The 14776-nt window shown below is 70.8% G+C and carries 7 protein-coding genes and 1 pseudogene; 4 read left to right on the top strand and 4 right to left on the bottom strand.

The window, feature by feature from the left end; genetic code table 11:
- The first annotated feature begins 40 nt into the window (after nucleotides 1–40).
- The 3 genes from C664_RS13735 to C664_RS13725 all read left to right on the top strand — a co-directional run bounded on the left by C664_RS13735 (nucleotide 41) and on the right by C664_RS13725 (nucleotide 5389).
- Nucleotides 41–1972: a B12-binding domain-containing radical SAM protein gene (locus tag C664_RS13735; protein ID WP_004261799.1), complete on the top strand. Its 1932-nt coding sequence runs from the start codon at nucleotides 41–43 to the stop codon at nucleotides 1970–1972.
- 66 nt (nucleotides 1973–2038) lie between these two features.
- Complete coding sequence (locus C664_RS13730; protein WP_004261797.1) at nucleotides 2039–3688, top strand: DUF342 domain-containing protein; 1650 nt, start codon at nucleotides 2039–2041, stop codon at nucleotides 3686–3688.
- 375 nt (nucleotides 3689–4063) lie between these two features.
- The gene (locus C664_RS13725) at nucleotides 4064–5389 is read left to right on the top strand and encodes a hemolysin family protein (RefSeq protein WP_004261793.1); all 1326 of its coding nucleotides are present in this window, start codon (nucleotides 4064–4066) and stop codon (nucleotides 5387–5389) included.
- A gap of 125 nt (nucleotides 5390–5514) precedes the next feature.
- Here the strand turns inward: C664_RS13725 and tpx are convergent, their stop codons facing one another.
- Nucleotides 5515–6015: a thiol peroxidase gene (gene tpx, locus C664_RS13720; protein WP_004261789.1), complete on the bottom strand. Its 501-nt coding sequence runs from the start codon at nucleotides 6013–6015 to the stop codon at nucleotides 5515–5517.
- Nucleotides 6016–6130: 115 nt separating this feature from the next.
- Complete coding sequence (locus tag C664_RS13715) at nucleotides 6131–6439, bottom strand: hypothetical protein (protein WP_004261785.1); 309 nt, start codon at nucleotides 6437–6439, stop codon at nucleotides 6131–6133.
- 205 nt (nucleotides 6440–6644) lie between these two features.
- Here C664_RS13715 and C664_RS13710 point away from each other — a divergent pair, with 205 nt between their 5' ends.
- On the top strand, nucleotides 6645–7874 hold the full coding sequence (locus C664_RS13710) for a polysaccharide pyruvyl transferase family protein (RefSeq protein ID WP_004261781.1): 1230 nt from the start codon (nucleotides 6645–6647) through the stop codon (nucleotides 7872–7874).
- Between the two features lie 12 nt (nucleotides 7875–7886).
- Here the strand turns inward: C664_RS13710 and C664_RS21015 are convergent, their stop codons facing one another.
- Nucleotides 7887–13880 (bottom strand): CHAT domain-containing protein, encoded by a 5994-nt coding sequence (locus tag C664_RS21015; RefSeq protein ID WP_004261777.1) that lies wholly within the window; start codon nucleotides 13878–13880, stop codon nucleotides 7887–7889.
- A gap of 142 nt (nucleotides 13881–14022) precedes the next feature.
- Nucleotides 14023–14776: pseudogene (locus C664_RS13700) on the bottom strand (glycoside hydrolase family 19 protein); the annotation flags it as partial.

Raw genomic sequence — 14776 nt, 5'->3', positions numbered from 1 at the left:
TCTGCGGCATCCTCGCGCCCCTTCGCCAGAAAGACCCGCCATGTCCGCCGCCCGCCCGATCCGCGTGCTCTCCGTCATCCCGCCGATGACGCAGCTCAACACGCCCTACCCGTCCACCGCCTACCTCACCGGCTTCCTGCGCTCGCGCGGTGTCGATGCGGTACAGGAGGACCTGGCGCTGAAGCTCGTGCTGCGCCTGCTGTCGCCCGCCGGGCTGGACCACATCCGCGCCCGCGCCGAGGCGCTGCCGCGCGCGCAGCGTACGCCGCTGGTGCAGGGCTTCATCGAGCACTTCGCGCGCTACCGCTTCACCATCGGCCCGACCATCGCCTTCCTGCAAGGGCGCGACCCGACCATCGCCCATCGCATCGCCAGCCGGACCTTCCTGCCCGAGGGGCCGCGCTTCGACGCGGTCGACGCCTACGTCGACCCCAGCGACCCGGACGGCGGCGACCCGCTGGGCTGGGCCTTCGGCGCCCTCGGGCTGACCGATCGCGCGCGCCACCTGGCGACGCTGTACCTCAACGAGCTCGCCGACATCCTGCGCGAGGCGGTCGATGCCCGCTTCGAGTTCGTGCGCTACGCCGAGACGCTGGCGATGAGCCAGCCGACCTTCGAACCGCTCGCCACCGCGCTCGCCGCGCCGCCCACCCTGGTCGACGACACCCTGCGCGAACTCACCCTCGAGGCCATCGCCCGTCACGCACCGCAGCTCGTGCTGGTGTCCACGCCCTTCCCCGGCTCGGTGTATGGCGCCTTCCGCATCGCGCAGGCGATCAAGGCCGCGCACCCGGACATCGTCACCGTGCTCGGTGGCGGCTTCGTCAATACCGAGCTGCGCGAGCTGGCCGAGCCGCGCGTGTTCGACTACTTCGACTACGTCACGCTGGACGACGGCGAGCGTCCGCTGCTGGCGCTGCTCGAGCACCTGCAAGGCAGGCGCGGCCGATCGCGTCTGGTGCGGACCTTCGTGCGCGACGCCGAAACGCGGGCGGTGCGCTACATCAACCTCGTCGAGCCCGACATCCCCTTCGCCGAGGTCGGCACCCCGACCTGGGACGGCCTGCCGCTGGACGGCTACCTGTCGGTGCTCGACATGCTCAACCCCATGCACCGGCTGTGGTCGGACGGACGCTGGAACAAGCTCACCGTCGCGCACGGCTGCTACTGGAAGAAGTGCAGCTTCTGCGACGTCAGCCTCGACTACATCGGCCGCTACGACGGCGCCCCGGCCGCCCTGCTGGTCGACCGCATCGAGGCCATCATCGCCGAGACCGGGCAGACCGGCTTTCACTTCGTCGACGAGGCCGCTCCGCCCAAGGCGCTGAAGGCGCTGGCCGAGGAGCTGCTGCGCCGGGGCGTGGCGATCTCGTGGTGGGGCAACATCCGCTTCGAGAAGTCCTTCACCCCCGAGGTCTGCCAGCTGCTGGCCGACAGCGGCTGCATCGCGGTGTCGGGCGGGCTGGAAGTGGCCTCCGACCGTCTGCTCAAGCTGATGAAGAAGGGCGTGTCGGTGGAGCAGGTGGCGCGCGTCACCCACGCCTTCACCGAGGCCGGGGTGCTGGTCCATGCCTACCTGATGTACGGCTTCCCGACCCAGACCGTGCACGACACCGTGGACGCGCTCGAGTACGTGCGCCAGCTCTTCGCAGCCGGCTGCATCCAGTCCGGCTTCTTCCATCGCTTCGCGTGCACCGTGCATTCACCGGTGGGCCGGCACCCGGAGGAGTACGGCGTCGAACTGCTGCCGCTGCCGCAGGTGAGCTTCGCCAAGAACGATGTCGGCTTCATCGATCCCACCGGCGTCGACCATGACCGCCTCGGGCGGGCGCTGAACAAGGCGCTGTACAACTACATGCACGGCATCGGCCTGGAAGCCGACGTGCGCGAGTGGTTCGACGAGCGCGTGCCGCGACCGCGGGTCGCCAGGCACTTCATCGCCCGCGCCCTGCATGCGGCGGTGCACGATTAACGCCACGCGTCCGGCCTCCTATACTGCAGGCCTTAGAAGCAACCGGGCCGACACGGCCCCACCCGGATGGACACCCCGCTTCCGCCTGCACCGGACCTGAGATTCGCATTCGATGCGGCAACGCAGACGCTGCGGGCGAGCCTGTCGCCCGGCAGCCTCGTGCCCAGCATCGACCCCCTGTGGCTGCACGACCGGCTCGAGGATGCAGGCTATGCGAAGTTCAGGCTGCGCACGAACGCGGTCACGACCCTGATCACCCAGTACAACGCCGGCGGCCGGGTGATCGACCTGGAGATCGCGGATGCGGTCGACGGCGCGCTGCAGATCACGACCTCGCCCGACAGCATGGAGGCGCGGCTCACGATCACCCCGGCCGAGGGCGGCCGCGCCGTCACCAAGGACGACGTGCTCGAGCAGCTCGCCGGCCGCGGCATCTACGAAGGCGTGCGGGTCGAGGAGATCAACCGCGCGATCGCCGCCGGCATTGCGCAGGAGGTGGTGATCGCGCGCGGACGCGAACCGGTCGACGGCGAGGACGGCAGGCTCGAATACCTGTTGCCGGAGACGCGCGCCCGCGTGCCCAACATCCGCCCCAGCGGTCGCACGGATTACCGCGACCTCGGCGAGATCCAGGTCGTCCGTGAAGGCGACGCGCTGATGCGGCGCCACCCGCCCACCGCCGGCACGCCCGGCCTCGACGTGACCGGCCGCCCGATCCCGCCCACCCCAGGCCGTGACCAGCGCTTCGCCAGCGGCCTGCGCGGCGTGCGTGCGCAGGCCGAGGACCCCGACCTGCTGGTCGCCGCCAGCGATGGCCAGCCGGTACGGGTGCGCGGCGGCATGATGGTCGAGCCGGTCTACACGGTCGATACCGTCGACATGACGACCGGCAACATCCGGTTCGACGGCACGGTGAAAGTGCGCGGCGACGTCAAGGCCGGCATGCGCATCGAAGCCAGCGGCGACATCGAGATCGGCGGCGTGGTCGAGCCGGCGACGCTGGATGCCGGCGGCAACATCGTGGTCAAGAGCGGTGTGCTCGGCGCCAGCAACAAGAAGGACAGCGCAAACCACCGCATCCACTGCGACGGCAGCTTCTCGGCGACCTATGCGCAGCAGGCCCGCATCGAGGCAGGCGACTCGATCTTCATCGACGACCTGGCCATGCAATGCACGTTACGTGCGAAGAACCACATCCGCATCGGCAACCGCCGCCGTGGCCATGTCATCGGCGGGGTACTGCACGCCACCTTGTCGATCCAGGCCCGCGTGATCGGGGCCCCGAACCGCATCCGTACCGAGCTCGAGATCGGCCCCGACAACACGCTGTCGGGCGCCCTGCGGGACATGGTGCAACTGCGCGACGGCAAGGAAAACCAGCTGCTCGAGATCGGCAAGGTCCTCACCCTGTCAGACCGCCAGCCCGGCCGCATCCCGGCCGAGATGCGCGATCGTGCCCAGCAGACGGCGAAGACGCTGTCGTCCGAGGTCGAATCGCTACGCGAGAACGAGGACGCGGTCCGTTACCTGCTCGACCTGGCAAGGCAGGCGCGCGTCTCCGCCGACCAGGCCATGCATGAAGGCGTGGTCGTATCGATGGGCGAAGCCCGGCTCGCGATCCAGGGCCACCGGGGGCCGAGCACGGTGCGTCTGGCCGAGCACGGACTCGGGGTTTTCGCCCTCGAGGACGAAGGCACGCCCGGCAACGAAAGGTGACAATTCCGGGCGCTTGCGGCATGATTATTTTTCCTCAAACAAATCAAGGGTCAGGCGGGGTCAAAAAATTGACTCCGCGCTATGAGTCGTTGCTCCTTGTCGAACACCACCGAGCCGGTCCGCGCCGAGGATGAATCCTCGCCCGATGCGGATGCCGACTCGCCGGGGCGATCTTGCCCGCCCCCACCGCCGGCGGCCCGCTCTGCCGGCGTGTTTCCTGTGCGTGCCTTCCGTGCGCACACCCTTTCCCTGATGCGATCCCCGCGCACGCGCCTTGCCGTGCGCGCTGAACACCTGTCGCCCACACCCATGCGCGCTGCACCTGCCGGCCCGCTGGGGCGTGCGCACGCCTGAGCCCTGCCGCAAACTGCCCCCATGGAAATATTCGTACTCATCGCCCTCATCATCCTGAATGGCCTGTTCGCCATGTCGGAAATCGCGCTCGTGACCGCACGCCGCGCACGGCTGGCCAAACTCGCCGAGGATGGCGACAACGCAGCGGCGGTGGCCGTCAAGCTCGGCGAGGAGCCCACCCGCTTCCTGTCGACGATCCAGATCGGCATCACCTCGATCGGCATCCTCAACGGTATCGTCGGCGAGGCCGCGCTGGCCGGGCCGCTCGCGCACTGGCTGCAGTCGCTCGGCGTCGAGCAGCGCGTCAGCGAAATCGGCTCGACCGTGCTGGTCGTGGTGGTCATCACCTACGTGTCGATCGTGATCGGCGAGCTGGTCCCCAAGCGCATCGGCCAGATCAACCCGGAAGGCATCGCACGCCTGGTCGCGCGACCGATGAACATGCTGTCGATCGCCTCGCGCCCCTTCGTCCATCTGCTGTCGAGCTCCACCGCGCTGCTGCTGCGGGTGATGGGCCAGCGCGAGACCGGGGGCCCGAGCGTGACCGAAGAGGAGATCCGCGCCATGCTCGACGAAGGCTCGGAGGCCGGCATCATCGAGAAGAGCGAGCACGAGATGGTGCGCAACGTGTTCCGCCTCGACGAGCGCCAGCTCGGCTCGCTGATGGTGCCGCGCTCGGACATCGTGTGGCTCGACGTGAACCGCCCGCTCGACGAGAACCTGGCGCTGATGGCGGATTCGGCCCACTCGCGCTTCCCGGTGTGTCGCGGCGGCCTCGAGGAGATCCTCGGCATCATCAGTTCCAAGCAGCTCTTCAACCAGACCCTGCGCGGTGCCGAGGTCGACCTGACCGAAGCCCTGCAGGCACCGGTCTACGTGCCCGAGTCGCTCACCGGCATGGAGCTGCTCGACCAGTTCCGCGCCTCCAGCACGCACATGGTGTTCGTCATCGACGAGTACGGCGAGGTGCTGGGCATGGTCACGCTGCACGACCTGCTCGAGTCGGTGACCGGCGAGTTCCAGACCGAAAACGCCGAGGAAGCCTGGGCGGTGCAGCGAGAGGATGGCTCCTGGCTGCTGGACGGCCTGATTCCCATCCTCGAACTGAAGGACCGCCTCGACATGAAGGCCGTGCCGGAGGAGGACAAGGGGCGCTACCACACCCTGTCCGGCATGATGATGTGGCTGCTCGGCCGCCTGCCGAGCACCGGCGACATCGCGGTGTGGGAGGACTGGCGCTTCGAGGTGGTCGACCTCGACGGCAAGCGCATCGACAAGGTGCTCGCCAGCCGGGTGCCCGAACCCAGCGGCGAGGAAACCCCGGAAGGCAGCGAGCCCGGCGCCTGAGCCGTTCGCCACGACCGGCGCAAGACGGAAAAACGCCCCGCAGTCCTGCCGGACGCGGGGCGTTCTGCTGTCGGCGCGGTCGCCAGGCCGCCGCTCGCAGCCCGGCGCCGGACGACTTCAGCGCATCACTTCAGCGCGGCGAGCGCGGCAGCGTAGTCCGGCTCGTCCTTGATCTCGGGCACGAGCTGCGAATACACGACCTTGTCGTTCGCATCGACCACCACTACCGCGCGCGCGGTGACGCCGGCCAGCGGGCCGGAGGTGATGGCGACGCCGTAGTCCTGACCGAAAGCCGGGTTGCGGAAGGTCGACAGCGTCTTCACGTTCTGCAGGCCCTCGGTCTCGCAGAAGCGCTTGGCGGCGAAGGGCAGGTCGGCGGACACGACCAGCACCACGGTATCGGCCAGGCTGCCGGCATCGGCGTTGAACTTGCGCGTCGAGGTGGCGCACACCGGGGTGTCCAGGCTAGGGACGATGTTCAGCACCTTGCGCTTGCCAGCGAAGGCCTCGAGGCCGACGTCGGCCAGGTCGGCACCGGTCAGCTTGAACACGGGCGCCTGCTCACCCGCCTGCGGGAAACGGCCGGCAACGTCGATCGGGTTGCCACCAAGGGTCACTTTGCTCATGGGTCTGTCCTCTGTCTCAGGATTGGTCGGGCCGCCGTGCTCTTTCCGGCAGCGGTCGGCGGACCGTCAGCCTACACCAAGGCATGACATCCGGCGACCGCTGCGACCGCTGCGCTCAGCGCGGCGGCCGGTCCTCGATCTCGACCTCGCGGATCACCTCGCCCTCGATGATCATGCCGCGCCCCGTCGGCGGATGTTCGCGCATCTGCTTGCGCAGCGCGCGCGTCTTCCACCACAGGTAGCCCCACGCCACCGCGCCGACGGTAACGACGACGGCGAACAGCACGACCGAGAACATCAGGGCCACGCCGAACACCGCGATGGTGACGAGCACGGTGACGATCTTCTGCAGCAGGCTGGGCGGCGTGCCGTCGCCACGACCGAACTGGTTGAAGAAACTGGAGAACTTCGGATCGCGATACATGAGGGATTCCTGGTAGGGATCGGGGCCTGCACGCCCTGCGTGCCTGGACGGGTTGCAGGTCAGAGCCCGCACCGGACAAAAGATTCCGGCCCGCGCCTGTTTCAGCATGAAACGATGCCGCCCCGGCCGTCCGACAGTCCACCAGCAATCCCGGACCGATGCAAGCTGCGCTAGTCTCGGGGGCGTTCGATGCGGAAGCCACGTCATGTCATCGCAGCAACGCCCTGCGCGCCGGAACGGGCAGCCCCGGATCCCGCTGATCCTGTTCGGCGCCTTCGATCGCCACAACTTCGGCGACCTCCTGCTTGGCCGCATCGCGGCCCGGACGACAGGACGGGCGGACGCCATCGCCGCAGGCCTCGCGGCGCGCGAGCTGCGCCGCGCGGGTGGCTTTGCGGTGGCGGCGCTCGACGACATCGTGGCGGCACAGGCGTGCCATGCCTTCGACCTGCTGCAGGTCGGTGGCGAGATCCTGGGCTGTTCGCGCTACGAAGCCGCGGTGATGCTGCTCGCGCCCGACGAGGCCGCGCGCATCGTCGCCCGCCTCGACCGCGACACGGCCGCCCGCGATCACTGGGCGGTCGGCCAGCCCGGCACCGCACACGAGCTGCCCTATGTCGCCTCGCGCGCCGCCTTGCCCGGCGTGCGCCGCATCCTGCATGCGGGCATCGGCGGCGTGGAACTCGAGACCCTGCCGGCGATGCTGCGCGACACCGCGCTGGCCCGGCTGCGCGACGCCGACCGCATCTGGGTGCGCGATGCAATGACGCGGGACGCACTGATGCGGGCCGGCCTCCACAGCCGCCTCGCGCCCGACCCGGCGGCCCACGTCGCCCGCCTGTTTTCGGCGCGGATCGCCCGCTGGTCCAATGGCGCCGGCATGGCGGCGCTGCACGCACGCTTCCCGCAGGGCTACCTGGCCCTGCAGTTCAGCGCCGATTTCGGCGACGACGAAACCTTGCGCCAGCTCGCCAACGGGGTCGAAACCTTCGCCGCCGCACGCGGCCTGGGCATCGTCGCCTTCTGCGCAGGGCGCGCGCCGTGGCACGACGACCCGGCGATCCACCGGCGCCTGCGCTACTTCCTCGCCGACCCTGCGCGTCTGGTATCGAGCCCGGCCCCCAGCCTGTGGGCGCTGTGCGCGCTGATCGCAGAGTCCTCCGCTGTGTGTGCTTCGAGCCTGCATGCGCGCATCGTCGGCGAGGCCTTCGCGCGGCCGGTGGTCACCCTGCTGCGCACGCCCCGGGCCGGGCGCAAGCAGTCGGCCTACGCACGGACCTGGGACCCGGACGAACTGAACCCGCTCGCGCGGCCGGAGATGGCGGAGGCGGCGCTGGCAGGCGCGAGCCGTGTCGATCCGGCGCGGCGCACGCGACACGCCCGGCAGCTGGCAGACCACGCCACCGAAGCCTGGCAGTGGCTGCTGGCGCCCTGATGCCGACACACTTCAGCCGGGCAAGGACACCGCGACCGCGTCCAGCACCTCCGCCTTGCCCGCGTCGCCCCGCTTCCCGCGCAGACGCAGGAATGCGGCCAGCATCGCCAGTTGCGCACGAACCGAATCGAGCTCGCGCGCCGACGCGGCGACCGTCGCCAGGGCATCACGATAAAGGTCGCCCAGCACGACTTCCGCGCTGCGCCCCTCGGGCAGCGCGCCACCTGCAAGCCAGGCCGCCACGGTCGCATCGGCCGCCATCGCGGCATCCCAGAACGCAAAGCTGCGCTCGAAGCGCCGCCGGGCCCGCTCCACGCACGCGAGCGCATCGACCCCGCCCGCACCAGCGTCACCGAGGACAGCATCGAGCTGCAGGCGGTTGATGCGCGCCTGCGGATTCCAGTCCGTGGCGCGCGCATCGCCCTCGCCGGCAGCGTAGGCGTCGCGCGCGCGCGACAGGGCTTCACGAACGGCCTGCAGCTCGGGTTCGGGGCCACGCAGCAGGACCATGGCCTTGCGCTTCCAGGCGCTGCCGAAGATACCCTGGCGTTCGGCATTGGGAATGGGTGGGGTCTCCGCGCCACGTGCCGCCGTGGCCGGATGCTCGCCGGACAGGGCCGACAGCGCGCCGGCACGCGCCAGCGCATCGTCGATCAGCGTCGCCGCGGCCTTCAGGTCCTGCCCCTCGCCCGGCCCGCTCAGGCGCTCGGCCTCGCGCGCCTCCATGTTGATGAGCTGCTCGATCGCGCTGATCGGCACCAGTCCCTGCGACGAATCCTCGGCAATCGCCCGCAGCAGCGCGACGCGTGCCGCCGCGAAGCCCGCGCCGCCGTACTCGGCATAGAGACGCCCCTGCGCCTGCAGCACATCGGTGCGCTCCGCCCAGTGCGGCGGCAGTCCGCCCAGGCGGCGGCGCACGCGCTTCTGCAGGGCGGCGAAGTCACGCGCGCTCCTGCCAGCTGCCGGCAGGCGGGTATCGAGCCGCAGTTGCTCCAGCCAGTCGAGCAGTTGCTCGGGCGCCCGCAGCGGCGTGTCGTCGCGGCTCGCCGGCTCACCCAGCCGGAGCTGGAAAGCCGGATCGCCGTAGGCCTGGTAGGCGCCCCAGGTATTGCAGTCGGGGTAGGTATCGAGGGCGGCAATACGGGCGGCGAAGAGCGCATCCGCAAAGCGTGCGCCGCGAACCGCCATGTGGGTGAAGAAAGTCTCGGCGAAGGTGAGCCCGGCATCGTCGCGGACCTCCCAGCCGGCCGCGACCACGCAGCGCACGCCCATGTCGATCAGCTCGCGCGCGAGGCTGGCCGCCAGGCGCTGGCCGGATTCGCCCTCGCCGATCCGGCCGAGGTGGCAGCAGCTCAGGAACACCAGGTCGGGCACCGTCTCCATCAGGCCGATCTCGGCGGCCGACAGCAGCAGACCGTCGGACAGCACGACGCCACTGCGATAACGCCCGTCGGCGCCGCGCCTGGCGTAGATGCCGTGCGCGGCGATGGCGAGGATGCGGCAGGGGCGGGCGAAAAGGCGGGCGAACACCTCGGGCGCGCGCGAATCCGGTGGCGCATGGCTGACCGTGTAGCCCGCCGCCTCGAGGATGCGGACCACGGCATCGCCTTCGCGCGCCGCGCCCTCGAGGCTGGGTAGGCGATCGGGACGCGGCTTGCCCTCGGCATCGAGGCGCGGCTTCCAGCCCGGACCGCCGAACTGCGCGTAATAGCCCTCGGTGCTGGGGTTGGCGATCACGCACGCGCTGATCGCGTCGGTGCGCACGATCTCGCGGCGGAAGCGCGTGGTCATGAACTGGCGCACCATGCGGGTCGTGCGCACCAGCGGTTCGCCATCGGCTTCCAGCAGCTCCCACGGCAGGTTGGCCGTGCGCTCGTCCACCACCAGGATCAGGTTGTTGGCCTTGCGCGCGGCGGCCTTGAACTCCACCGGCACCAGCAGCTGGAACAGCAGATGACCCAGCGCCTGTTCACCCTGCGCATGGCGCGTGGCGGCCGGACCGGTGAGCGCCTCGGTGGCGAGCTTCTCGACCAGGCCCGGCTGGCGCTGCTGCACCACCGCCTCGGCGCGCGCCTTCTCGCCCATGTAGGTGAAACGCAGGCGCTCGGCATGGCGCAGCACCGGCGGCGAATCCAGCCCCGGCTGCAGTGCGGCGGCATCGACCGCCTCGGCGCCGCATCCATACAGGCTCAGCCAGCGGCGCAGCATATCCGGCGGCAGCGGGTTGCGCAGGCGGGGCGTCCAGCAATCGGCCGGGCAGTCGCTGTCGTCGTGGTCGGCATCGCCCACCGCCAGGCGCGGCCAGTAGTCGGAGAAGGGCGTGACCGTCAGGCGCTGGCGCACGCCCTCGCCGTGGCGAAGTTCGGTGGCGGCCTCGAGTTCGACGCCCAGTTGCGCGAGCTCGCCCGCCAGCGCCTGCCCCAGCGTGCTCACCGCATCGGCCGCGGAGATTGCCGCATCGCGATAGAGCTCGACCAGTTCCAGCTCGACGATGCGCCCGGACGGCGCCTTGCGCCCGCCGGCGCCCTGGGCGAAATCCCGGTTGGCGAGGAGCACGCCGCGCACGATCGCCTTCACCGCATCGCCGACTTCGAGCTGGGCCGCGGAGTTGGTGCCGATCAGCAGGCTGGCCAGACGCAGCGGCAGCGTCCCCTCGCCCCCGGCAGCCTGCATGCAGTGCGCCTCGACATTGCGATCGCAGGCGTGCAGCAGATAGCGCAGCGCGCCGGCGCGCACCGCCTCGGTGACGCCTTCGGCCCCCAGCCGCCCCATCTCGCCCAGACCGACGACCACCGCGCCGCGCCCGGTTCCGCGCAGACGCTCCTCGCGGCTGCGCGGCATCAGCACCACCGCGGCGCTGCCGAGCTCGGCGGCATGGACGCCCAGGCGCTGGCGATGGCTCAGCGCGCCGCCCACCAGCCAGCGGTCGATCACGCCTTCGGCGCCGGCGATCAGGTCGCTGGCGTAATGGCCGCACAGGATCGGCACCTGGACGAAACGCAGGTCCATCGCCCGCACCGACACCGCCAGCGTGGCCCGCTTGCGCCGCGGCAAGGGCTGCAGGTGCCCGCCCAGCACACGGCTGACGATCTCGGCGTCGGTCGGGTAGGCAGGCGGCGGCCCCGCGCGATAGCTCAGCAGGGGCGCGGCCAGTTCCTCGCCGCGGCTCACCGGCAGGCGGCCGAGACGAAGCGGCGCGCCATCGGCGAGCAGGGACTCGATGTCGGCGAAGAACTTCGGCGTGCTGGTCAGGCCCATGTGGTCGGCCGGCATCATCCAGCATCGCTCGTCGGGCAGGCCGGGCAGACGGCCGGACTGCCAGGTCACCGAGCCGTCGCCAAACGGCGTGCCGCGCATCACCACGTTCCGGGGCTTGCCGTCCTCGGTGCGCACGAGAATGCCGCAGGGCGTGTTATCCGCCTGGCCGAAGACGTAGGCGATCCGCTCGGGCGCCTCGGCCACCCAGTGCGTGTCGGCCACGTCCCGCCAGAAGCCGACGGCGTCGTCGAGCAGGCCCTGCGCCGGCTTGCCGGCGAGGCGGCGACCGAACCAGAAGTCGTCGTTGATCGCCGCCAGTTCGGGCCAGGTCTCGGCACGGAAGTAATCCCGCTCCGCGGCGCCGCCGGTGTCCTCGAAGCCCGGCGCCGGCAGCAGATGCACCGCGCCGGGGAAGGCGGCGACGATGTCGAGCACCGACTGCAGGCCGTTCTTCATGTCCAGCCGCGCCAGCATGCGGACCGTCTCCGACTGGCCGAGCAGGGTTTCCACGAACAGGTGGGAGCCGTGGTTGGGCGTGCCCAGCATCAGCAGCCGGCCGCCCGGCCGGGCGACGAGGTCGCGCCACAGGGTCTTGTCGGCCGCAAAGGCGGCGCGTACCACCAGCCCGCCCATGCTGTGGGCGAGGATGCGTACCGGCTGATCGGGATGCTTGCGCAGCGCCTCGCGCAGCACGCCAGCAAGCTCGACGCCCAGCGCACGGATCGGCTGGCGCCAGTCGTAATCGTGGCGGATCACGCGGTGGCTGCCTTCGAGGTGCTCGGCCAGCCGGCCGTAGGCCAGCCCGACGAGCCCCTGCGCACGCACGGCCCGGCGTCCGCCCATCGCGATGCGCGACAGCCGGCCGCGCGCGAGATCGACGGGGTCGAGCCAGATCCGGTCGCCATCGGCCGCGAGATGACTGCCCATGATGCCGGGCAGCAGCACCAGCACCGGCAGGGTGTTGTCGGCGGGCTCCGCCTCGCCGCGACTGGCACGGCCCCCAGCGGCCTCCAGATCCGGCAGCGTGAGCGGCTGCCAGGGCGCGACCTGCTCCGGCGCGTCGTGCGTCAGCCAGCTGCCGAGCGCCCCGGGCAGCGGCACGCCCGCACTCTTCACGTCGTCGCGGAAGTAGCGGAAGTGGCTGACCTCGGGCCCCTGCACGTAAATCGCGCGGTGCGGTGCGTCCGCGTCGTCCGCGGCGCGGGCGAGCAGGCCGCCGTACATCGAGTCCGTATCAACTACAAGGTCGTTTCGCGCGCGCTCGAAGAAGGCCCAATCGACGAACATCACGCCGATTCGCTGCAACATCCCGCCGCCTTCGATATCACCGGCGATCACCGCCATCCTGACCTGGGGCGCCAGCGCGGCACGGCCGAGCAGCATGCCCATCGGCGACTCGGGCAGCATGGCCTCGATGCCGGGCACGACCTCGGGCTGCAGGCGCTTGTCGGCAATCTCCAGCACCATGCGCGACAGGAAGGCGAGACCACGGTCGGCGGCCTTCTTCGCCGCTTCGGCGGCGAGCGGCGAAGCCACTGCGCCGGCCACGACGCCGCTGCTCCAGGCGCCGAAGCGGCGCACCAGATTCAGCAGGGTGGAGAGGAAAAGGTCGAGGTTGTCCGACAGCAGGGCGGTGCCGCGCGCCGGCGCGGCCACGCGCACGTAGCGCTCGACCTTGAGGCCCTTGTCGCGCAGCAGTCCGGCCAGGCGGCGCAGCTTGGCCCGCTCGGCCGCTGCCACGGCGGCCCGCTCGCGCGCCGTGCCGACGCGCGCGGTCGGGGCCGGACGCCAAGCCTCGATCAGTTCGTCGAGTTGCGCATCGTCGGGGTCGAGGCACATCAGGTCGCCGACCAGGCCGCCGCGCGAATGCGTGACCAGGCACAGGCGGCTGCCGGCGGGCAGGGTTTCGGCCAGCGTCAGCGCATTGTCGATCGGGCTTTCGGAGAAGGTCCGGTGCTCGAAGCCGAACACCCGTTCGCCGAACGCCGCTTCCAGCACGCCCCATGCGGCACTGCCGGGAAGGTCGCCGAAACCACCGAGGGTGTGGGAACCGGTGCCGTGGATGAACACCAGCAGGCTGCCCGCGCGTGCAGCCTCGTGCAGCCGGGCGTCGTCGGCCGCGTAGCGGTCACTTTCGTGCAGCACGCCGCCCTTCCAGCGGTAGAGGCCGGGCGCGCCGGCAAGGCGGGCCTCGATGGTCTGCATCAGGGCCTGCGCGCCCTTGCGCGAGGCCCAGGCGGCCGCCCAGTCCTCGGCCTTGCCGGCGAGCAGTTGCCGCAGCCTGTCCTTCGCCTCGATGCTGATCTCGTCTTCGTCGAGGCTCAGTTCCAGCACGCGGCGCCACACCCAGCCCAGCGCACCACGCGCGGTGTCGCGGCTGTCGCGGAAGCCGGCGAAATCGATGCATCCGTCAGCGTCGAGCAACTCGGGACGGGTCCGCGCGAGTTGCTCGGCGAGCGCATCGGCACGCATGAATACCGTCGTGCCGTCAGACGCCTCCAGCGCCAGCAGGCGCGGCCCGGCGTCGAGCCGCTCGGGTGCGGGAGCGTCGGCGCTGCGGCTGACTTCGGCAAGCTCGAGCGTGCGCAAGACCTTGAGGCCCGGCACCAGGGCGATGCCGTCGCTGCCGTCGGCACGACTTCCGGCGCTGCGCAGCACGCCGGGCAGTGCCGGGACTGCGCTCGCCTCGGCCTGCACGGGCAGCTTCAGCGCAGGCGCACCGCGCCGGGTGGATTGACTGTTGGCCACGATGCTCTCCCTTTCTCGATCCGCGGAGTCCCCACCCGTCGGAGCGACGATCTTCTCATGCCCATGGAATTTTCAGCCAGCGTCGTACCCCGACTGTGCGACGGAGCTGCGGCGCAATCGACCATGCCCCGCCGCAGTCCCCTCACGGGTGGCGCCAGAAGGCGAAGGACTGAAAGCGGCGCCCCGTCCACCAGGCATTGCGCGACACCGCGGCGCGCACGCCGCGACGGCCGGCCATCGACTCGAGCGGCCGCAGCACTTCGCCATCCGCGCGGCGCAAGGCCTCGGCGCCCGGCTGCTCCGGCACGACCAGCGAGACCTGTCCGGCCTGGTCGATGTCACGATGGCGCGCCACGATCACGCAGACCTCGCCCGCATTTGCCGCCGCCTGCAGCAGCGTTGGATCGAGTTCGCGCACCCAGCCGAAGGCGGGGCCGTGGTCGTCGAGCCAGTCGTGGAGCGCATTGATGCCGATCTCGTGCACGGTCTGGCCAAGGACGGGATCGACCGCATCGCCCAGCGTCAGGCGGCGCAGCGCGGTATCGGTCCACCACACGTGCGGCAGATAGACACCGGCCAGGTCGGCGCAGTCGGCAACATAGGCCAAGGCCACACCTCTGCCATCAAGCGGCCGATAGCGGCGATGCACCGGGTTGGTGACATCGAGCCAGTCCAGGATAGCCTGCAGTTCGGCAGCACGCGCCGCAGATGCCCGCGCACGGCGCGCGGGCCGGTCGGCCTCGGCGAGCGGATGGATGCGCCCCTCCGGGCGAGCCCGGCTGGCGGCCGAGAACTCGTCGTGCAGCACCGCGGGCGGCAAGGCGGGAAGCGCCGCCCCGCCCGGCATCGCGGCACGTGCGCGGCCGCGGGCGCGCGGCTGCGGCGCGAGTGCGGCA

Origin of the sequence: Thauera sp. 63 (assembly GCF_000310165.2) — a bacterium.
Lineage (GTDB): Bacteria > Pseudomonadota > Gammaproteobacteria > Burkholderiales > Rhodocyclaceae > Thauera > Thauera humireducens.
Note: the sequence above shows the minus strand (reverse complement) of the source record. Positions and strands in the feature narration are given on the sequence as shown.